Consider the following 22,157-nt stretch of genomic DNA (forward strand, 5'->3'; position numbering starts at 1 on the left):
TTTTGTGATAAAAGTTATACTATTTGAGTAAAGAAAATTTTTAAATAAATTAAAAATGGATTTCTGGTCTATTCGATACTAATTATATATTTTTGGGCTTTACTCATTTTTTAATGGGGTCATCTCTTTATAAGACGCTTCAGAAAAATCACGGCGGTAATAAAACTTTGCACGGATCCTGTACCTTTTATAAATATGACTACCACCTGTAACATTTACAGGCAACCAAAAATCAAATTAGAACGGTAGACTGGATTTTTTTATTTGTTTTAATTTTAGATAAAAATAAAAACCGAAGTATTTTTTATACTCCGGATATTTTTTTATCTTTATGTTTTTTAAATGTTTTTAGAAGTTTGAACACCTGTCATCAATTCTTCAATTAGATCTTTGACATGAACTATTTCTTTTAATCTATAGCCATTTGCTCCTGTGAAGAAAAGTCCACTTTGAAGTCTACCTAAATAAGCATCTCCCAAACTATCGGCAATACAGTATCCAACTCTGTTTGCACCTTTTCCACGCTCACAAGGGAAAACGCAGTTACTTATACATTTGATTTTATTAGAATTAGGTTCCAAAGTTTTGATTAAATTTGTCTTTACTGCTCTTCCAGGATAACCTACAGGAGAACTTACAATTACGATATCTTCTTCGTTCGCATTAATCAAGTTTTGTTTAAAGTTTTCACTTGCGTCACATTCGTAAGTACCTATAAATCTTGTTCCCATTTGAACAGCGTCCGCTCCAAGTTCCATTATTTTATGGATATCATCGTTGTTCCAAATTCCTCCAGCTGCAATTATTGGAAAATCTCCCCATTTGTCTCTTTCTTCTTTTATTGGCGGTAGAATTGCTTCTAGTTGATGTTCTGGCGCAAACAATTCGTCGTATTTTGCTCCTTGGTGTCCTCCACTTTTAGGTCCTTCAACGATTACTGCTCCTGGCATTTTTCCAGCGGCTTTCCATTTTTTACAAATAATTTTTAGCGCTCTTGCTGATGAAACGATTGGCACAATTTCGACATCTGGATAATCTTTTACAAGTTTTGGAAGTTCTAGTGGAAGTCCTGCTCCTGTTACAATGATATTTGCTCCAGCTTCAAGTGCGTCTCCTACGACTCTTGCATAGTCGTTAATTGCGTGTAAAATGTTACAGGCTAGAGGTTTATCTCCACAGATTTTTCTAGCATTTTTAAATATTTCGATAAGCGCTTCTCTGTTGTAGGTATTTTCTGTCCCAAGTGGTCTTCCGTTTACTTGTTTTTTTACAAATTTCATATTTTGGTAATATCCTGTACAAATTGCACTTATTGTTCCAAGACAGCCGTTTTTGGCAACATTTCCAGCAAGTCTGTCCCAGCTTATTCCAACTCCCATTCCACCTTGAACGATTGGCTTTTCGATTTCATATTTTCCTATTTTAATTCCTTTTAATTCTCTTTTTTCTTTTACTTCTTTTTTTTCTACTTTTTCTACTTTTTCTACTTTTTCTACTTTTTCAATTTTCTCGATTTTCTCAATTTTTTCCATTTTTTTATCCTCCACAATATTTTTTTGTAAAAATTTTTTATAAAATTATTTTACAAAAGGTGGAGCACGGCTTATTTTTACTCTTGCGTTTTCAGAAATATAGTTAAATTTTATATTTGAGAATAAATAAATTACAACTAAATTTTTTAAGCAGTTTGTAAATTTTTCAATTATTTTTTTTCTTATGTCTTTTTCAATAAAATTTTTATATCCATTGGCACAAAGTTTTTCAAAATTTTGTATCAATTTTTTGACATCGACATTTTCGATAAAAGACAAGTCTATTTCTGACTTTAGAATATGTTCGTCCAATAATTTTAAAAATTTAGTGCTTTTATTAATCAAAATTTTTTTATTTTTTTCATAGAGCAAGGAAATATTTCCTACATTAAAAAAATTTATTTTTGAAAAAATTGTCAAATTATCTTTTTTTATAATTTGTTCAAATAAATTCAAAACATACAATTGAATTATTTTTGAAAGATTCTCAAAACGAAATTTTTCAAACATAAAAAACCTCCTTATTTTAATTTTTTTTTAACAATATAACAGATGTTATTTGTAATAATTATATAACTTTTTTGCTTTTTTTACAAGCAAAAAAATTTTTTAAATATATTGAAAAATTTCTAAAGTCTTTATTTATCAATATTAAGAGATATTTGTTTGATTATAAAATTAAATTTTTTGTTTAAACATCACTAAAAATACGATAAATTGTAAAATACAGCAGACAAGTAGCGCATAATTTTTGAAAAACTGGACTAAAACAGCACATAAAGTTGCACCAATTACAAAAAATGTAATTAATCCAATATAAACCAAAAATTTATAAAAAAATATCTTCTCCTTTGTTTTTATAAATTGAGTCAAAAATTCCATGCTGGAACGCAGATTTCCTGTACACATTGTAGTTGCACCATTTACTCCATGAATTTTTTTAAAACCTTGATACTGGAGCGCAGCAATAAATGAAATTATCACATTAACTAGCATATTTAAGTGATTTGACGGAATAAACGAAATAAAAAACATTACAATTAATTGAATAAGAATGGCAGTATGTTGCCAACGAAAATTTTCATATTTTGTAAATATATGTTTTAAATATTCTGAAAATAAAATTCCAAGCGCAAAGACAAAAATTGGGACAAAATAGGAAAAAGCTTTTTGATAATTTCTTTCAGCAAGATTTAGCGCTAAGTAAACAAGATTTCCAGTCTGCGCATTTGCCAAAACCTTTCCTCTTGTTGTAAAAGTATAAGCGTCTAAAAATCCTCCAACAATGCAAAGAAACATTGCAAGTCTAAATGTTTGCACAGAATCTTTTTTTCTTATAAAAAAAATTTTTTTAAGTTCTCTTTTCATTTTTCTATTTTATTCTCCTTTCAAAAAAACTTTTAATATAAAAATATTTTACCAAACTTTTATATATTTTTAAAGTATAAAATTTTTTAACAAAAAGATAACAAGAAGTCTCCGGCTTTTACAAGCGGGAGATAAATTGCTTTTTTTGTAAAAAAATTGAAAAAAGTATATATCTATGATACAATTTTTGTATAAAATATCGAAGAGAAATCATTAATTATAAAATTTCTAAAGAAATAATATTCAAAATCAAAAGGAGGTGTAATTTTATGAAATATAATTTAGCATTCAAATACAGGATTTATCCAAATAAGGAACAAGAATTGTTGATAAATAAGACTTTTGGATGTGTTCGCTTTGTTTACAATACGATTTTGTATACTGCGAATAAATTTTATGAAGAAACTGGAAAAAATAAAATAATCACACCTGCCAGTTTGAAAAGTGAAAATCAATTTCTAAAAGAAGTAGACAGTCTAGCACTTTCAAATGCTCAATTGAATATAAAACGATCGTTTACGAATTTCTTTCAAAAGAGAGCAAAGTTTCCAAGATTCAAATCTAAAAAGAATAGTGTTAAAAGTTACACGACAAATTGTGTGAATAATTCGATAAGAATTGAAGAAAACAAATATTTGGTTTTGCCAAAATTGAAAAAAGTTAAATTAAAATATCATAGAGAAATACCAAAGTATTACAAGATAAAGTCAGTAACATTGACAAACAGTAATGGAAATTACTATGTTTCCATCTTGACAGAATTTGAAAAAGAAATTCAAAAAGTAGCTAGTAATAATGATAAAGTGATTGGACTTGATTTTTCGATGTCTGAATTATTTGTCAGTTCTGAAAACCAAAGAGCTGATTATCCAAAATATTTTAGGATGTTGGAAGAAGAATTGAAAAAATTACAGAAATCATTATCGAGAAAAGTGAAATTTTCTAAAAATTGGTATAAACAAAAAATGAAAATATCAAAATTACATGAGTATATCAAAAATTGTCGAAGAGATTTTTTGCATAAATTATCGAAAAAATTATCTGAAGATTATAATGCTGTGGTTGTTGAAAATTTGAATATGAAAGTGATGAGTCAGGCATTAAATTTTGGGAAAAGTGTAGGAGATAATGGATGGGGAATGTTTTTGAGGATGCTTGAGTATAAACTGATGTTTTTAGGGAAACAATTTTTGAAGATAGATAAGTTGGTTTCCATCATCGAAAACTTGTAGTAGATGTGGAAATATTAAAGAGGAACTGAAATTATCAGAAAGAAGTTATAAATGTGAGTGCTGTGGAATTGAAATTGATAGAGATTACAATGCGGCACTGAATATAAAAAACATTGGAAAATTGATGTTGGAATATTAGGAAAATAAAAAAGATAGGGTAGGAACTACCCGAAGAGCTTGGTAAATATATTTGGCTAACAAAAGCGCAACACCATCCGTTTACTTCGATTAAGGAAGAAGATAGAAAATATCTTGATACGAATGAACTTGCAAAAATTAAGACAGATTCATATGATATTGTCTTAAATGGTTATGAAATTGGTGGAGGAAGTATTAGAATTCACGATGAAGATTTACAGGCGAAAGTTTTTGAAAAATTAGGATTTAGTCAAGAAGAATTGGAAGACAAATTTGGATTCTTCTTGGAAGTGTTGAAATATGGGGTTCCACCACATGGAGAACTTGCTTACGGAATTGACAGATGGCTTATGGCAATGTTGAAGGAAGATTCAATAAAAGAAGTAATTCCATTCCCTAAAACTAATAAAGGGCAAGACTTGATGACTGGAGCACCTGCGGGAATTGAAGAACAAGTTCTTGAAGATGATTTGAGATTGAAATTGCTGGAAGTTGAAAAAGAAGATTAGTAATTAAAAAATTAGCAAGGGGTATTGACCCCTTGTCAAAAAATGTAAAAAATAAAGGAGAAGTATCCAAAATGATTTTAGTATTTGGAACAAAAAGAAAATTTAAAAATTTAGGATCATTGGAAAACTGCCATTGCTCAAGATGTAATAACACATCTGACTGGAATTTTATGGAATATCGTGACTGGTTTACTTTGTTTTGGATACCAGTTTTTCCAATAAGTGGTAGAAAAGAATATTTAGAATGTCCGATTTGTCGTCAGGTTTATGATGTGCCAAAAGATTAATTTCTTCTAGGTTTTAACAAGAGTTTTAAATATTATTCCAATAGCAAAACCGACTTTTAAAGGAACAAAAAAACTTATAAAAATATTTAAAATTGCGGGCAAAAAACAAGTAATTCTAACACACGGTACTAAGATAATGTTGAATTTAGATGAAGTTACTAAATTTGAAAAAGAAGCTAAAAATATAAGAAAAATTCCAAAACCTGAGGGAAAAGAAATATTTATTGGGACAATTGATGTTGGTGGAAAAGAATTAACCATTAGTGTAAGAAATTATTCAAGTAAGTTAAGTGGAAATAAGTCAACTTTAGAGTTGTTTGAAAAAAGGGAAAAGATTCCCAAAAAATAAGATATGTAAAATGATACAAAGGGGAAGGAACTATGAAACATTATTTAAGAAAAGATAACGGAAAAGATCTTTTGGATTTTGAGGAATATGAGACTAATGAGATTGTAGTATCAAAAAATCCCCCAAAAATAAAAAAAAGAAAAAATTTTATGTATATAGAACCGTCTATTGAATACCATAAGAATAAAGGTAAATTTATTCTTTTATATCAAGAAAATGGAGAAATTATAAAAGAATATAATATGAGTGATCTAGAGGGAATAAAATTTTTAGGAAATACAAGTGGTTTTTCTACTATGGGAATTTTTTTAGGACAATTTAATTTAAAAACTTCTCTAGAACAGGAATTAATAAACTCTAGAAAAGAAGGTTGGTATACTCGAAATAAATATTTAAAACATTATATTATTTTTGAGGATACTCATATAGAGTTTTTAAGTAAAAAAAATATAAATGTAGAGCAAGTAAAATCAAAGAAAATAAAAAAATACTATATACCATTGAAAGAAAAATTGAAATTAGAAAAAAAAGATATTATTTATAAAAGAGAGTACATATTAGAGTTTTCAAATAAAAAAAATATAGAAAATATGATTCCATTGGTATTTTTTTTAGAAAAAAAAACGGTTAGATTTATGGGAATAGAAACCTATACATTTAAAGAAGGAAAGTATTATGAAGATTTTATATGTTATACGAGAATATATTTTTTATTTAATGAAAAATATAAAATTATTATAGAGTATAAATCTCTAGAAAATGAAAGGTTTCTTATTTTAAAAAGAAAATATAGAAAGGGGTTAGAAAATATAAAAAATAATATTTTCCTTTTAGAAAATGAAAATTCAGAATTTTTTAGAAACTGTTATAATGAAAATGGTTTTTTTGAAAATATAGATGATTTTAAAAAATCAATAAAAGGCTACACCTATATTGCAGATGATTATATTGTAGAATTAGTCGTTGAAAAATCTTTTTATCCTAAGATTAAAGTGACTGATTTAGAAGATAAAGAATATAGTTCTAATTTGATTTTTTCATAAAAGAATAAAAATTTGATTTTTAAATAACTGATGTTGTAAAAGCAGTGAGAGAGTGTCCAGAATTTTGTGTAAACTCAAAATATAAGAATATAATATTTGGAGGTTTTTGTTATGGCTAAAAAGAAATTTATCTGTTAAAATATAGTTATAGAAATATTTAATAATCTGAACAGAAAAAGTGAAAGGTGCCTATAAATAGAGGTTTAAAGCAAGGTGTGGAAATGTAATGATAAAATTCCCATACAATCATTTTAATTGAAATAAATTTTAAAAGAAGGAAGTGAATTTTTATGAAAAAAATAATTTTAAGTTTGTCAATATTATTAAGTTTGTCAAGTTTTGCAAAAGAAAAATATCAAGTGGAAGTAGAACCAGCAGTAAAGCTCAATCAAAGTGTTCTTTCAGATTACAATTCTCAAATTGAAAAAGAAGTGAGTAGAATTTATTCAAAAGAGGAAATGTTTGGAATGATGAATAAAATGATGAATGGAGTTTTTGCTGGAAGTCAAAAAGATGGGTCAAATCAGATGAAAGAAATGATGGGTTCTTTTTTTGGAGAGGATTATTTTTCTAAAATGGTGGATACGATGTATAAATATTACAAGATTGATATAGAAAAAATTGACTATATCAATGGAGAGAAAGCATATGTAAAAGTTAAATTGGGATTTCCTGTAAATACAGATGAAATGAGCATGGATAAGATGATTGAAAGATCTGGAGAAATAGCTGAAAAAATGGACGAAGCCTTTAAGAAAAAAACGGGAAAAACAATGGAAGAATATCAAAAATCAATTTCACAAAATGATGAAAAAGCTATTAAAAAATATTTTAAAACAATAGGCGAAATTCAATTAGAAATGATGGATCAAGAATTAGAACGAATTACAAAAAATGGAAAATATGTAGGAAGAAAAGAAATTTTGGAAGCTAATAAAAAGAATGGGAAATGGGTTATTGAAAATCCAAGTTTTGGGTATTAGCAGATTGAAATAGATTACTTATTGAAAGGGAAATAGGGAATTATGCATAGGGAAATAGAAAAAATGTACAAACAATTTAAAAAATTTATGGAAGAACATTCTACTGAAGAAATGAGCGAAAGTGAAATTCGAAAACTAATAGATGAATTTGAAAGACAATATAATGAAAGTACAATGAAAGGTGAAGAAGATAATTCTTTTGATGAAAGTGATTCTGAAAAGATTTATGACTATTTAGAAATGGCATTTGAAACAGAGGATGATAGTAAAAGGCTAAAATATGCAAAAGAAGTATTAAAAATGGATAAGGATAATTTGGATGCCGAATATTTGATAGCTAGTACAGATGCAAAAGATTCAATTGATATGTTAAATAGATTGGAAAAAATATTGAAGCATGGAAATGAAATAGTGGAGCGGGAAGGTTTCATGAATGAAGAAAATATTGGAGAGTTCTGGGAAATAGTTGAAACTCGGCCATATATGAGGATAAAACAAAGCTATGCAGAAATTTTGGCAGAAAATGGAATGATGAAAAAAGCCGTTAAAGAATATGAAGAAATACTAAAATTAAATGAAAATGACAATCTGGGAGTCCGATTTAGATTGATGTCACTTTATGCTTTTTTTGAAGATGAAGAAAATGCATTAAAACTTTACAAAAAATATAATGGACAAAATTCAGTACAGATGTTGCTTCCAATTTCAGTTCTTTATTTTAAAAAGGGAGAATTTACCAAATCATTAAATTATTTGAAAAAAATTGAGAAAAATGTAAAAGGATTGAAAAAATTCTTTAAAGATATGATGAATGAAAGAGGAGAATTTTATCTTAATCAATTAAGCAGTATGGGATATAGACCATTTTCAACTGATGAACTTATATTATCAATGACAGAGAATGATTATTTATTTTTGACTGCAAGTTCGTTTGTTGAATGGGCTTATGAGAAATTAGGGAAGAAAACTGGAGGGAAATCGAAAAAGGTTGTGAAGTTGAAGAAGTAAATTGGTTGAATGATAAATAGAGTTTAGGAAAAAGATAGATTTTATTAGATTTTGTTGTTTTATGCGAAGAGGAAATAATATTTATAGGATCTCTAGAAATATTATGAAACAAAAATAATTGTCAAAAATTCCAAAATATAGTACAATTATGAGGCGGAGGGAGAAAATGCGCATGTTAAAAATTTGGGAGATAATTATTTTATTCATTACAACTATAGATTATCTGATAAAGATAATAAAATGGATTATCAAAATGATTAGGAGGTTTAAAGGGGAATAATTCCCTGACTCCCTCCCTTCTATTTAATCAAAGGAGAGTGCTGAATATGGAATGGATTAGGGTAGCAACGATTATATTATGTATTGTAAAAACAATAGAATTTAGTTATCGATTTTTAAAGTGGATAAAAAAATAAGAGCAATAATACTCTTATTTTTCACACATGTTTTTATTTGGTAATTAATTATAAAATATTTTTGCAGAAATGTCAATAGACAAATTATTTTTTAAGGATATTAAATAAAAAATTTATAAATACTGAAAAAGTGGAGGAGAAAAAACAATGATTAAGGAATATAATCCTAATGAAATTGAGAAAAAATGGCAAGATAAATGGGCTGAAAAAGATGTTTTTAAATCTGAAAATAAGGCCGATGGGAAAGAGAATTATTATGTGCTTGAGATGTTTGCATATCCGTCAGGGAAATTGCATGTTGGGCATTTGAGAAATTATGCGATTGGTGATGCGATTGCTAGATATAAGAAAATGAAAGGGTTTAATGTGTTGCATCCATTTGGATGGGATAGTTTTGGGTTACCTGCGGAAAATGCGGCGATTGATCATGGGGCTCATCCTGGAAAATGGACTAAAGCGAACATTGACAACATGAGAAGACAGTTGAAACTTATGGGTCTTTCTTATGATTGGGATAGAGAACTTAGCACTTACACTCCAGAGTATTACAAATGGAATCAAAAATTCTTTATTGAAATGTATAAAAAAGGATTGGTTTATAAGAAAAAATCTTTTGTAAACTGGTGTCCTGATTGTAATACGGTTTTGGCGAATGAACAAGTTGAAGATGGGAAATGCTGGAGACATAGTAAAACTGATGTTATTCAAAAGGAATTGTCGCAATGGTATTTTAAAATAACTGATTATGCTGAAGAATTGCTTACAGGGCATGAAGAACTTAGAGGACATTGGCCTGAACAAGTTTTAACTATGCAAAAAAACTGGATTGGAAAATCAACTGGATCTGAAGTTGACTTTATTTTAGATTACAAATTTGAAAATAATGGACATACGCATTTGAAATTGAATGACAAGGGAGAAGTTGTAATTTCTGTGTTTACAACAAGACCTGATACACTTTATGGAGTTACTTATGCAACTGTTGCACCTGAACATCCATTAGTTGAGGAAGTTATTTTAAAGGAAAATCCTAGTATTAGAGAAAAAGTTGAAGCGATGAGAAATGAAGATAAAATAGCTCGTACAGCAGAAGATAAGGAAAAAGAAGGAGTATTTTCTGGACTTTATGTGATTAATCCTGTAAATGGTGAAAAAGTGCAGTTGTGGGTTGCAAATTATGTGTTGATGGATTATGGGACAGGAGCTGTTATGGCGGTACCTGCACATGATGAAAGAGATTTTCAATTTGCTAAGAAATATAACTTGGATTTGAAAATTGTTGTAAATCCTGTTGACAAAAATGGAAATTTAGAAGAAGTTTCTGTTGAAAAATTGGAAAATGCTTTAACAGTTCCAGGAGTATTAGTGAATTCAGAAGAATTTAACGGATTAAATAGTAATGAAGCAAAAGAGAAAATTACTGAAAAATTGGAAAAAATTGGGCTTGGTAAGAAAACGGTAAATTATAGACTTCATGATTGGTTGATTAGTAGACAAAGATATTGGGGAACTCCGATTCCTGTAATTTATGATGAAGATGGGAATATTTACTTGGAAGAAGAAGAAAACTTGCCTGTGAAACTTCCTACTGATATTGAATTTAATGGGAAAGGGAATCCGCTTGAAACTTCAGAAGAGTTTAAGGATGTGATTTTGCCAAATGGGAAAAAAGGTAGAAGAGAAACTGATACGATGGATACTTTCGTTGACTCGTCTTGGTACTATTTGAGATATTTGGATTCTCATAATGCGGATAAGCCATTTGAAAAAGCGGACGCAGATGCTTGGACACCTGTAAATCAATATATTGGTGGAATTGAACATGCGGTAATGCATTTGCTTTATGCGAGATTTTTCCATAAATCACTTAGAGATTTGGGATATGTTGACACAAATGAGCCGTTTAAAAAATTATTGACGCAAGGAATGGTTTTAGGGCCTTCATTCTATTCGCAAAATGAGAGAAGATACTTATTCCCAAGAGAAGCTGAATTTAAAGATGGAAAAGCGTTCTCGATTGAAACAGGGGAAGAATTAGTTACAAAAGTAGAAAAAATGAGTAAATCAAAAAATAATGGAGTTGATCCTGAAGAAATCGTGAAAGAATACGGAGCCGACTCTTCAAGAGTGTTTACATTATTTGCTGCACCGCCTGAAAAAGAATTGGAATGGAACATGAATGGGCTTGCAGGGGCATACAGATTTATAAACAGATTGTATTTGTTGGTTTCTGGAACTGCAGAATTTTCTGACCATAATGCGAAATCAGCAAATCACTATGGAGTTGAATTAAAAAATAGAAATCAAAAAGATGAAGAAATTCAAAAGAAATTGCATCAAACAGTTAAAAAAGTTACAGAAAGCATCGAAGATGATTTCCACTTCAATACCGCAATTGCAGCTGTTATGGAATTGTTAAACGACATGACGACTTACAAGCAAGAAGTAATTGATAAAGACAATATATCTTCAGAAAGCAAAAAAATCTGGCGTGAAGTATTGGAAAAAACAATCTTGTTAATCGCACCATTTGCACCACATGTAGCTGATGAATTGTGGGCTTATTTAGGAAATGAAACATTTACTTTTGAAGAAGAATGGCCAAAATATGACGAAGAATTGACAAAAGATCATACTTTCAATTTGGTAATCCAAGTAAACGGAAAAGTTAGAGATATGGTTTCGGCTCAAATTGGAATTTCAAAAGATGACGCTGAAAAACTTGCGCTGGAATCAGAAAAGGCTAAGAAATTTATTGATGGAAAAGAAGTTGTGAAAGTGATTGTTGTACCAAATAAATTGGTTAATGTTGTTGTAAAAGGGTAAATAATTTTTATAAAAAGTGGGGGAATTTTTTGGAAAAAATAGAAATTAGAGGTGATTAAAATGATATATATGGCAGAAATAAAAAATAATGAATTAATTAATGAATTTAAAAAAGCAGTAGAAAAAACTGGAAAAAGTGAAAGTGAAGTTTTACTTCAATTAATGTCTAATTTTGTTGAAAAAAATAAAATAACAAAAAGTTCAATGGATATTTTATTTGAAAAAATGGAAGAAAATAAAGATGTATTTATTAGAATGCGTGATAAATAATGATTAAATATTTTGAAGTTTCTAATATTTTGAAAATACATAATAAAGTTTTAAAATTATCAGGTGGATTAAAAGGATATAAAGATAAGTTAGGACTAAAGAAAGTTTGCGATTTCGTGCAAAATGATTTGTATTATCCTGAATTTTTGGATAAATTGGAGTACATAATTTTTAGTATATCAAAAAATCACTTTTTTAATGATGGAAATAAAAGAACTTCTATCGCTGTAGGAGCATATTTTTTGATAGAAAATGGATATGATAAAAAAATAACAGAATATATCAGAGATATGGAAGATGCAGTTATTGAACTTGTTGAAAATAAAATTAGTAGAGAAAAATTTAAAGAAAATCTGAAAAAATATATTTAAAAATCATTTGAACTTGAAAACAAGAGGAGTGATTAAAATGGCTAAAATAGCAGTAACTGGAGTGACGGGACATTTAGGTGGAATTGTTTCAAAATTATGTAAGAAAAATGGAATAGAAATTAGAAACTTGGCTAGAAATAAAGAAAAGGCTGAAAAAATGGGATTTTCTAATGTTTTTAAGTCGAGTTATGATAAATCAGAAGATACTGTGAAATCGTTAGAGGGAATTGATGTGCTTTTTATGGTGTCTGGTTCGGAAAATCCTAATCGAGTTCAGCAACATAAGGATTTTATTGATGCGGCTAAAATGGCAAAGGTTTTGCACATTGTGTATCTTTCGTTTTACAATGCTTCAAAAAATTCTGTATTTACATTGGGAAGAGATCATTATGCAACTGAAGAGTATATTAAAGAAAAAGGGTTTAAATATACATTTTTGAGAGATAATTTTTATGCGGATTTTTTTATAGATATGTGCAGAGAATATGGAGAAATAAAAGGACCTGCGGGGAATGGGAAAGTCTCTGTTGTAGTTCGTTCAGATGTTTCGGAAGTTGTTGCTAAAATTTTGGAAAATCCAAAAAAATGGGAAAATCAAACTTTGAATATGACAGGGCCTGAGGAACTTACAATGAATGAAATTGTAAAAATTGTGAGCGAATATTTTGGAAAAGAAATTAAGTATATTGATGAAACTGTGGAAGAAGCTTACGAAAGTCGTAAAATTTGGAAGGCTGAGCAATGGGAATATGATTCTTGGGTTTCGACTTATACTGCGATCGCTCAAGGTGAACAATCTGGTATTTCTTTTGACATTGAGAAAGTTTTAGGGCGTAAAGCTACTTCGCTTTCAGAATATTTGGAAAAATTATAAGGAAAATATGAAATTATTTAATAAATTTAACAAGGAGTTTTTAACTCTTTGTTATAGAATAAATATTTTTTTGACAAAATAAAGAGTCGGCATTGAAGCTGGCTTTTTATTATATTATAAAATTTATTTTATAATATTAAATAAAAGAAAGAAATTATATTTTATATTATTTTTTAATAGAGTATTTTAATCTCTTGCAAAGAAATTTGTAACCAATTTGTAGTTTAAATGGGAATAATTTAGAGTAAAAAATTATGGAAGGAGAAAAAAATGACATTACAGCAGTTAAAATATGTAGTTACAGTCGCTGAAAAAGGGACATTGAGTGATGCTGCAAAAGAGCTTTTTGTTTCTCAACCAGCACTGACCAAGGCTATAAAAGAATTGGAAGATGAAATGAATGTGTCAATTTTTAACAGAACAAATAAGGGAGTGATTGTTTCTCTTGAGGGAGATAGATTTTTGGGGTATGCAAGGCAGGTTTTGGAGCAGACAGATTTATTGGAGGAAGAGTATAAGAAAGGGAATAAGATAACTCGGCATTTTTCAGTATCTACACAGCATTATTCGTTTGCGGTGAATGCTTTTGTGGATGTGATTAAAAAGTTTGGGGAAAATAAATATGATTTTACGCTTAGGGAAACTCAGACTAATGAAATTATTGAAGATGTGAGCAAGAGAAAAAGTGAAATTGGGATTTTGTATACTTCAGGGGCAAATAAAACTGTGATTGAGAAAATGATAAAAAGAAATAATTTGAAATTTATTGAATTATTTACTGCAAAGCCGCATGTTTTTATCAGTTTTAATCATCCTTTGGCAAAAAAGGAAAGTATTAGCCTTGAAGACTTGAAGGAATATCCATATTTATCGTTTGAGCAAGGGGATTACAATTCGTTTTATTTTTCGGAAGAAATACTTAGTACGATTGATAGGGATAAAAATATAAAAGTTAGAGATAGAGCGACTTTGTTTAATTTAGCAGTCGGGCTTAACGGATATACTGTGAGTACTGGGATAATCAGTAAGGAATTAAATGGGGAAAATATTATTGCAAGACCGCTGGAAGTGGATGAGTATATGAAAGTTGGGATTATAATGCAGAAAAATATTAAACTTAGTGTTTATGGGAAAGTTTATGTTGAGGCTTTGAAGGAGCATTTGAAATATACGGAAATTTTGTAAAATTTATAAAAATTATTTTGAGATATTATTGAAAAAACTGAAATAAAAAGAAATAAAAAAGACTGGATTAGAATTGTAAATTTTAGTACGGTTTTTTTTATAAAAAAAATTGATATAAATAAAAGTTATAACAAACCAAAAAATAAATATATTTTACAGAAATAATATATTTGTATATAATAATTTTATCAAAAATAATTAGAAATATTACTAGTGTAACAAATAGATAAAGGAGATAAATTATGAAAACGGCGATTATTGGATACCCTAGAATTGGGGAGAATAGAGAATTAAAATTTGCGATAGAAAAATATTGGAGAAATGAAATTACAGAGAATGAACTTTTGGAAATAGCGGAAAAGCTTAGAAAAGACCAGTGGTTAAAACAGAAGGAAGAAAAAATTTCATTTATTCCGGGAAATATATTTTCATTTTATGATGGAATACTGGATACAATAATTTTATTGAATGCGATTCCAAAACATTATAAAGATTTAGGATTGAATGAACTGAATACATATTTTGCAATTGCGAGAGGTTATCAAGGGGAAAAAGGAGATGTAAAAGCTCTTTCAATGAGAAAATGGTACAATACCAATTATCATTATATGGTTCCTGAACTAGATGATTATGCAGAGATTAAATTAAATGCAGATAAGATATTTAATGAACTTGAGGAAGCTAAAAAATTAAGAGTGAACACTCATCCGTCAGTAATTGGACCATTTACATTTTATAAATTGGCTAAAACAACTGGAAATAAAGAGAAAAAAGAATATTTAACTGATATTGTAAATGTTTATGTGGAATTGCTGAAAAAATGTAATGAAAAAAATATCGATTGGATTCAAATTGAAGAACCGCAATTAGTAACAGATCAGACAGAGGAAGATATAAAATTGTTTGAAGAAATTTATACAGAAATTTTGAAGAATAAGAAAGATGTAAAAGTATTGCTTCAAACATATTTTGGAGATGTGAGAGATTGCTACAAGACAATAACAAAACTTGATTTTGATGGGATAGGTCTTGATTTTGCTGAAGGAAGACAAACTGAGAAATTAATAACTGAAAAGGGATTTCCAAAAGATAAAATATTATTTGCAGGAATTGTAAATGGGAAAAATATTTGGAAATGTGACTATAAAAAAGTTTTAAATATATTGAATAATTTAAAAGGAAAAGTTGAAAATATAGTAATAACGACATCTTGTTCACTGCTTCATGTGCCTTATACTTTGAGAAATGAAAAAAAATTATCAGAAAATATATTAAGACATTTCTCGTTTGCTGAGGAAAAATTATCAGAATTAAAAGAGTTGGGAGAATTGAGTCAAGTTCTTTGGGAAAATTCGCTGGAAAAAGTACAGGAAAATGAATTTTATGTAAAAAACCAAAAAATTATAACTTCTGAAAAAGGAATGGAAGATAAGGAAGTTAGAGATACGGTTAAAAAATTGAAAGATAGTGATTTTGTAAGAGAGGGAGCAAGAAAGGAAAGACAGAAAATTCAAAGGGAAGAGTTGAATATTCCTTTACTTGCAACAACTACAATAGGTTCTTTTCCGCAAACAAAGGAAGTGAAGCTAAATAGAAGCAAATTTAGAAAAGGTGAAATTAGCAAAGAAGAATATGATAAAAATGTATTTAACTTTATAAAAGAATGTATAGAATTGCAGGAAAAAATTGGACTTGATGTGCTTGTGCATGGAGAGTATGAAAGAAATGACATGGTTGAATTTTTTGGAGAAAATCTGGCAGGATATGTATTTACAGAAAAAGCGTGGGTTCAGTCTTATGGAACAAGATGTGTAAAACCGCCAATAATTTTTGGAGATGTGAAAAGAACAAAGCCAATTTCAGTTCTATATTCAGAATATGCTCAAAAATTAACTGAAAAACCTGTTAAAGGAATGCTTACAGGGCCTGTAACAATACTAAACTGGTCATTTCCAAGAGAAGATATTTCATTAAGCGAAATGGCATTTCAAATTGGACTTGCCATACGAGAAGAAGTATTGGATTTAGAAAAAGCAGGAATAAAAATAATTCAGATAGATGAAGCCGCACTTAGGGAAAAATTGCCGTTAAGAAAAGAAGATTGGCATAAAGAATACCTTGATTGGGGATTGAAGGCATTTAGACTTTGCCATAGCGGAGTAAAAGTGGATACACAGATTCATACACATATGTGCTACAGCCAATTTGAAGATATAATAAAAGACATTGACAATATGGATGCTGATGTTATAACATTTGAAGCTTCAAGATCAAAATTGACAATTCTTGATTTCCTAAAAGAAAATAACTTTGAAACAGAGGTAGGTCCTGGAGTTTATGATATTCATTCTCCTAGAGTACCTTCAGTTGAAGAAATTGTAGCAGCTTTAGAAATAATGGTTAAAAAAATTGGAAAAGAAAAATTATGGGTAAATCCTGATTGCGGATTAAAGACAAGAGGAATTACAGAAACTGTAAAGAGTTTGGAAAATCTTGTTGAAGCTACAAAAATTGTGAAAAGTAGATTATAGAAATATTATTAAAAAAAATAAAAAATGCAATATAATAAATTTATAAATAAATAATAAATAAAGGAGCTGATAAATATGTGTACAATAAATGCACCTCATAGACATGACGTAGTAGGAAGCTTTTTAAGACCTGAAAGATTGAAAAAGGCTAGAAATGATTTTGAAAAAGGAAAAATTGACAAGGAAGAATTGACAAAAATTGAGAATGAAGAAATTAAAAAAATTGTGGATAAGCAAATTGAACTTGGATATACAAGTGTTACTGATGGAGAGTTTAGACGAAGTTACTGGCATTTGGATTTCTTCTGGGGATTTAATGGAATTGGACATATTCACGCTGATAAGGGATATGAATTTAATGGAGTTGTAACTCGTGATGATACTGCGATTGTTACTGGAAAAATTAGTGGGGAAAATCATCCGTTTGTAAAGCATTTTATATTTTTGCGAGATTTGGTAAAAGATAAAAAAGGTGTGGAAGCTAGATTTACGATACCAGCTCCAGCACAGTTTTATGCGGAATTAGTAAGGGAAGATAAGCATGTTGAGGCACTTCTTAAAGTTTATCCTGATTTTAAAGGATTAGAAGATGATATTGTAAATGCTTACAAAACAGTAATAAATGATTTGTATAATGAAGGGCTTAGAACTTTGCAGATTGATGACTGTACTTGGGGATGTCTTGTAGATGACAACTTTATTGCTTCATTTATTGAAAAAAGTGACAGGGATAAGGAAGTTATTAGGCGTGAATTTGCAGAAAGATTTTTAAATATAAATAATAGGGTATTTCAAAATAATCCAGAAGATTTGGTAATTAATACGCATGTTTGCCGTGGAAATTATGCTTCGACTTGGTTTGGACAAGGTGGATATGACAAAATTGCTGATGAACTTTTTGGAAAAGAAGATGTGAACGCTTATTATTTGGAATTTGATACCGAAAGAGCTGGAACTTTTGAATCACTTGCAAAAGTTTCTGGGGATAAAAAAGTTGTATTGGGGCTTATAACTTCTAAAAATCCGACTTTAGAGGAAAAAGAAACTGTAATCGCTCGTATAAAAGAGGCTTCAAAATATGTTCCGCTAGATAGACTTTATTTAAGTCCACAATGTGGATTTGCTTCAACAGAGGAGGGGAATCACCTTACAGAAGAACAGCAATGGGCAAAACTTAGATTTATCAAGGAAGTTGCTGATGAAGTGTGGGGGAAAAATTAGTAAAGATAAATAATATTGAAGTTTGAATAAAATAATTATAATTTATGATTTTTAAATTTTGTTTTAAATATTAAAAATAAGATTTTTAGTGGAGGAAGTTTTTCCTCCTTTTTTCTAATTGAAAAATGTGTTATAATGATATGAGAATAAAAATAATAATTAGCTACGAAAGAAGGAGAGAATAAAATGTTTAAAGCTGTTGTAAGTGATTTGGACGGTACACTTTTGAATGCAGAGCATAAAGTGAGTGAATTTACTAGGGAAACAGTAGAATTATTATTGAAAAAAGGGATAAAGTTTTATATTGCGACTGGAAGAAATTATTTAGGAGCAAAAGAAGCGATGGATGAGCTTGGAGTGAAAGTTCCACTTATTACTTCACACGGATCTGTTGCTTTTGATGAAAATGGGAATGAAATTTTTTCAAATAACTTGAAGCGAGAATATTTGGATAAAGTCTTGGATATTGATTACAAGTCGTTTGGGAAAGATATAATTATAACTGGATATTCTGGACCAAATTGGTTTGTTACTGAAGATTTGCGAGAATATTTTTACAATAAAAAGCCTGATAGAACTAGATATCCAAAACAAATTACTCCTGAAGAGTTTAAAAAGCATAATTTTACAAAAATATTTTTTCTTGGAGAAGATCATGATGAACTGCTGGAACTTGAAAATGAAATAAGAAAAGCGGTTGGAGATGGAAATATAAGTCTTTTATTTGCAAACGAAGGAAGTTTGGAAGTGTTTTCGGCAAACTGCAATAAGGCAAAAGCGGCTGAAGTGCTGCTTGAAAGAGACGGACTTACATTAAAAGATGCAGTTTCATTTGGTGACGGATTGAATGACTATGAATTGATAACAGAAACTGGTCTTGGATTTGCGATGGGAAATTCAATTTATTTGCTGCTTGAAAAATTAACAGACACGGAAGTTATTGAAAGTAATGCTGAAGATGGAATGGCAAAAAAATTAAGAGAATTATTTAATCTATAGAAATAAATTCGCTTTCTGTAATCAAAAAAAAGGGGGGAATCCCCCTTTGTTAAATAATATTAAATTTATATAAATTTTGTTCAATCTCTGATTATTTTTTTATAATCCCAGCATTTCTCAAATATTCTCTAGCAACATCTTCCGCTTTCTCACCTTTCACAGAAACACGATAATTCATTGTCGACATTTCTTCATCTGAAATTTTTCCACTTATTTTTTCTAAAATATTTCTCAATTTAGGATATTTTTTCAAAGTTTCCTCACGCATCATTGGAGAACCTTGATATGGCGGAAATAAATGCTTATCATCCTTTAAAATAACCATATTATATTGAGCAAGTTCAGGATCAGTAGAGTATGCGTCAACCAAGTTAATATCGCCACTTTGAACAGCAACGTAACGAAGTTTTGGTTCAAACTCTTTAATATTTGGAATTTCAAACTGATACAATTTTTTAAGTCCAAGATATCCATCTTCACGGTCATTAAATTCTCTTGTAAATCCAGCTTTTATTTTATCCTTCACTCTCGCCAAATCAGAAATCGTCTTCAAATTATTTTCATCAGCAAACTTCTTGCTAACAGCGATTGCATAAGTATTATTATATTTCATAGGTTTTAACATAACCATTTTAAATTTAGTTTCCATTCCTTTTTGTGCTTGATTAAAAACATCTTCAGCATTATTATTCACAGGAGTTTCATTCAAGAAAGTAAAAACGGCAGTTCCTGAAAATTCAGGATAAATATCAATATCGCCATTTTTCAAAGCATTGAATACGAATGAAGTTTTTCCAAGTCCAGGTTTTAACTCAACGCCAATTTTACTATTTTCTTCAATCAAAATTTTATACATATTTATCAATATTTCTGGCTCAGAACCAAGTTTTCCAGAAATTATCAATTTGTCTTTTTTTGTATTATTAAAACTGCTAATTGACCCAAAAAGACACGCAAACGTGATTAAAATTAGGAAAATTAATATTTTTTTGATACTCAATTTTTCCAATTGCTTAAAGATGAAATCGAATAAAATCGCAAGTAAAGCGGCAGGAATTGCTCCTAACAAAATCAAATAGTTATTATTCCTATCAAGGCCAAGTAAAATCAACTTTCCAAGTCCTCCAGCTCCAACAAGTGAAGCCAATGTGGCAGTCCCAATAATTAAAACTGCAGCCGTTCTAACTCCTGTCATTATTACAGGCATAGCCAGTGGAAGCTGAACTTTTGAAAGTTGTTGAAATTTATTCATTCCTAAAGCTCTTGAAGTTACCATATACATTGGATCCACGCCAGTAATCCCAGTGTAAGTATTATGTAAAATTGGAAGCAGAGCGTAAAGTATTAAGGCGATTATAGCAGGTTTTCTCCCAATTCCAACAATAGGAATTAGAAGTGCTAAAATTGCTAAAGATGGTATAGTTTGAATAACGCCGTTAATTGCAATAACGATATTTGCTAATTTTTTATGATAGCTCAAATAAATTCCTAGTGGAATGGCGATAATTAGAGCGATTATTAGTGCAATAAAAGAAATTTGAATATGCTCCACAATTCCACTAAAAAGTTCGTCTTTTTTCTCTAAAAAAGTCAAAATTAATTTATTCATAAATTTCACCTTCTTTCTTTTTAAAAGCTATAAATTTTTTCACAAAATCATTTTTAGGATTTGATATTATTTCGTGTTTTGTTCCAGATTGAACTAACTCGCCGTCTTGAATAATACAAATTTTATCCCCCAATAAAAATGCTTCCTCAATGTCGTGAGTTACAAAAACAATTGTTTTGTGAATTTGTTTTTGAAGTTTTTTCACATCTTCCTGTAAATTTGCACGAGTGATGGGATCTAATGCACTAAATGGTTCGTCCATCAAAATAATTTTTGGATCAGCAGCTAGAGCTCTTGCAATTCCAACCCTTTGTGCTTCTCCACCAGATAATTCTGAAGGGTTTCTCTTTCGATATTTTTCAGGCTCAAGCCCAACCATATTTAATAACTCATTAATTCTCGCATCAATTTTTTCTTTCTTCCATTTTTTCAATTCAGGCACAATCGCAATATTTTCTTCAACCGTCATATGCGGAAAAAGTGCCACTTGCTGCAAAGCATATCCAATATCCCAACGCATTTTGTGAATATTATAATCCTTCACATTTTTCCCATTAATTTTCACTTCCCCAGTCGTATTATCCTCCAACCGATTAATCATTTTCAAAAGCGTAGTTTTCCCGCTCCCAGACGGTCCAATAAAAACCGTAATTTCAGACTCCTTTATAGTCAAGTTTATATTTTTTAATCCAACATTCCCATTTGGATAAGTCATTCCAACATTGATAAATTCTATCATTCATTTACCTCCAGTTAAATACCAAATAAATTTTTATAAATTTTATAAATTTCAAATTTTGTTCAGTATTTTAAATTATTTTTTATTAAATTCCTGTTCAGCTTTTTCAAAATTATACAAAACTTTTTCTAAAATCGCCTCAAAAGCCAATCTCTCCTCATTTGAAATTCCTTCAAAAGAGATTTCAGTCATTTTGTCAGAAATTTCATCATATTCACTTTTCAAAGATTTAGCATAATCCGTTAAAAAAATTAAACTTTTCCGTTTATCAGTCGGACAAAATTTTCGTATCAATAATTTTTTTTCTTCCATCCGTTCAAGCATCGTTGTAAGTGAACTCATAGCAAGACCAGATTTTTTCGACAATTCTCTATTACTAATCCTATCATTTTCCCAAAGCACATGCAAAATTCGACCTTGCTCCCCATTAAATGCTGTTATATTTTTTTGTGCTAAAAATTTATTCAAAAGTCTAGTATTTACTTGTTTTATTCTGCTTATATAAAATCCAGAGTTTGATTTCATAGTATTTTCCTCCTTTACAAAATTATTACTATATGATAATATATTCACATAAAAATATTACTATATCGTAAATTTATATTACCATATAGTAATTAAAAAAGTCAAATATTTTTTATAAAAATGATAAAATGTTTTAAAAATA

At 29.2% G+C, this 22,157-nt stretch carries 19 protein-coding genes, 1 other RNA gene and 2 pseudogenes; 16 read left to right on the forward strand and 6 right to left on the reverse strand.

Going from position 1 to position 22,157, the window contains the following annotated elements; genetic code table 11:
* Window positions 1-57 precede the first annotated feature (57 nt).
* A non-coding RNA gene (ssrS, locus tag J5A73_RS00840) (6S RNA) lies at window positions 58-261 on the forward strand.
* Window positions 262-338: 77 nt separating this feature from the next.
* On the opposite strand, the gene J5A73_RS00845 is transcribed toward ssrS, so the two are convergent.
* The 3 genes from J5A73_RS00845 to J5A73_RS00855 all read right to left on the reverse strand — a co-directional run bounded on the left by J5A73_RS00845 (window position 339) and on the right by J5A73_RS00855 (window position 2,900).
* A complete protein-coding gene (locus tag J5A73_RS00845; protein WP_256438644.1) occupies window positions 339-1,532 on the reverse strand; it encodes a nitronate monooxygenase family protein in 1,194 nt (397 codons plus the stop codon).
* A gap of 45 nt (window positions 1,533-1,577) precedes the next feature.
* Entirely contained in the window at window positions 1,578-2,042 is a 465-nt protein-coding gene (locus J5A73_RS00850; RefSeq protein WP_211615787.1) for a hypothetical protein, read from the reverse strand.
* A 168-nt stretch (window positions 2,043-2,210) separates the two neighbouring features.
* Window positions 2,211-2,900, reverse strand: a complete 690-nt coding sequence (locus tag J5A73_RS00855) for a YoaK family protein (RefSeq protein ID WP_211615789.1) — start codon at window positions 2,898-2,900, stop codon at window positions 2,211-2,213.
* 269 nt (window positions 2,901-3,169) lie between these two features.
* Here J5A73_RS00855 and J5A73_RS00860 point away from each other — a divergent pair.
* The 15 genes and pseudogenes from J5A73_RS00860 to J5A73_RS00930 all read left to right on the forward strand — a co-directional run bounded on the left by J5A73_RS00860 (window position 3,170) and on the right by J5A73_RS00930 (window position 19,142).
* Window positions 3,170-4,271: pseudogene (locus J5A73_RS00860) on the forward strand (RNA-guided endonuclease TnpB family protein).
* 61 nt (window positions 4,272-4,332) lie between these two features.
* A pseudogene (locus J5A73_RS00865) lies at window positions 4,333-4,779 on the forward strand (amino acid--tRNA ligase-related protein); the annotation flags it as partial.
* 71 nt (window positions 4,780-4,850) lie between these two features.
* Window positions 4,851-5,066, forward strand: coding sequence for a zinc-ribbon domain-containing protein (locus J5A73_RS00870; RefSeq protein WP_211615792.1), 216 nt, complete (start codon window positions 4,851-4,853; stop codon window positions 5,064-5,066).
* 136 nt (window positions 5,067-5,202) lie between these two features.
* Window positions 5,203-5,415, forward strand: coding sequence for a hypothetical protein (locus J5A73_RS00875; RefSeq protein WP_211615794.1), 213 nt, complete (start codon window positions 5,203-5,205; stop codon window positions 5,413-5,415).
* A gap of 32 nt (window positions 5,416-5,447) precedes the next feature.
* Entirely contained in the window at window positions 5,448-6,458 is a 1,011-nt protein-coding gene (locus J5A73_RS00880; protein WP_211615796.1) for a hypothetical protein, read from the forward strand.
* 290 nt (window positions 6,459-6,748) lie between these two features.
* Window positions 6,749-7,441, forward strand: coding sequence for a hypothetical protein (locus J5A73_RS00885; RefSeq protein WP_211615798.1), 693 nt, complete (start codon window positions 6,749-6,751; stop codon window positions 7,439-7,441).
* A gap of 63 nt (window positions 7,442-7,504) precedes the next feature.
* Window positions 7,505-8,449 carry a lipopolysaccharide assembly protein LapB gene (locus tag J5A73_RS00890; RefSeq protein WP_249069320.1) on the forward strand — a complete coding sequence of 315 codons (945 nt, stop codon included), beginning with the start codon at window positions 7,505-7,507 and terminating at the stop codon, window positions 8,447-8,449.
* A 563-nt stretch (window positions 8,450-9,012) separates the two neighbouring features.
* Complete coding sequence (leuS, locus tag J5A73_RS00895; RefSeq protein WP_211615803.1) at window positions 9,013-11,691, forward strand: leucine--tRNA ligase; 2,679 nt, start codon at window positions 9,013-9,015, stop codon at window positions 11,689-11,691.
* A gap of 60 nt (window positions 11,692-11,751) precedes the next feature.
* Complete coding sequence (locus tag J5A73_RS00900; RefSeq protein ID WP_211615805.1) at window positions 11,752-11,961, forward strand: hypothetical protein; 210 nt, start codon at window positions 11,752-11,754, stop codon at window positions 11,959-11,961.
* Window positions 11,961-12,332 (forward strand): type II toxin-antitoxin system death-on-curing family toxin, encoded by a 372-nt coding sequence (locus J5A73_RS00905; protein WP_211615807.1) that lies wholly within the window; start codon window positions 11,961-11,963, stop codon window positions 12,330-12,332. The genes J5A73_RS00900 and J5A73_RS00905 overlap by 1 nt, the downstream gene beginning before the upstream one ends.
* A gap of 37 nt (window positions 12,333-12,369) precedes the next feature.
* Window positions 12,370-13,206, forward strand: a complete 837-nt coding sequence (locus tag J5A73_RS00910; protein WP_211615809.1) for an SDR family oxidoreductase — start codon at window positions 12,370-12,372, stop codon at window positions 13,204-13,206.
* A 270-nt stretch (window positions 13,207-13,476) separates the two neighbouring features.
* Window positions 13,477-14,391, forward strand: coding sequence for a LysR family transcriptional regulator (locus J5A73_RS00915; protein WP_178938544.1), 915 nt, complete (start codon window positions 13,477-13,479; stop codon window positions 14,389-14,391).
* Between the two features lie 242 nt (window positions 14,392-14,633).
* Window positions 14,634-16,922, forward strand: a complete 2,289-nt coding sequence (metE, locus tag J5A73_RS00920; RefSeq protein WP_211615811.1) for a 5-methyltetrahydropteroyltriglutamate--homocysteine S-methyltransferase — start codon at window positions 14,634-14,636, stop codon at window positions 16,920-16,922.
* A 75-nt stretch (window positions 16,923-16,997) separates the two neighbouring features.
* The gene (locus J5A73_RS00925) at window positions 16,998-18,143 is read left to right on the forward strand and encodes a 5-methyltetrahydropteroyltriglutamate--homocysteine S-methyltransferase (RefSeq protein ID WP_211615812.1); all 1,146 of its coding nucleotides are present in this window, start codon (window positions 16,998-17,000) and stop codon (window positions 18,141-18,143) included.
* 186 nt (window positions 18,144-18,329) lie between these two features.
* Window positions 18,330-19,142, forward strand: a complete 813-nt coding sequence (locus J5A73_RS00930; RefSeq protein ID WP_178938427.1) for an HAD family hydrolase — start codon at window positions 18,330-18,332, stop codon at window positions 19,140-19,142.
* A 91-nt stretch (window positions 19,143-19,233) separates the two neighbouring features.
* Here J5A73_RS00930 and J5A73_RS00935 read toward each other — a convergent pair whose 3' ends face one another.
* The 3 genes from J5A73_RS00935 to J5A73_RS00945 all read right to left on the reverse strand — a co-directional run bounded on the left by J5A73_RS00935 (window position 19,234) and on the right by J5A73_RS00945 (window position 22,015).
* Window positions 19,234-20,751: an ABC transporter permease/substrate-binding protein gene (locus tag J5A73_RS00935; RefSeq protein WP_211615814.1), complete on the reverse strand. Its 1,518-nt coding sequence runs from the start codon at window positions 20,749-20,751 to the stop codon at window positions 19,234-19,236.
* Window positions 20,744-21,490: an ABC transporter ATP-binding protein gene (locus tag J5A73_RS00940; RefSeq protein ID WP_211615817.1), complete on the reverse strand. Its 747-nt coding sequence runs from the start codon at window positions 21,488-21,490 to the stop codon at window positions 20,744-20,746. Before J5A73_RS00940 ends, J5A73_RS00935 begins: the two co-directional genes overlap by 8 nt.
* Window positions 21,491-21,565: 75 nt before the next feature.
* Window positions 21,566-22,015 carry a MarR family transcriptional regulator gene (locus J5A73_RS00945; RefSeq protein ID WP_211615819.1) on the reverse strand — a complete coding sequence of 150 codons (450 nt, stop codon included), beginning with the start codon at window positions 22,013-22,015 and terminating at the stop codon, window positions 21,566-21,568.
* Window positions 22,016-22,157 lie beyond the last annotated feature (142 nt).

It is taken from the genome of Leptotrichia sp. oral taxon 218, from assembly GCF_018128225.1.
Classification (GTDB): Bacteria; Fusobacteriota; Fusobacteriia; order Fusobacteriales; family Leptotrichiaceae; genus Leptotrichia.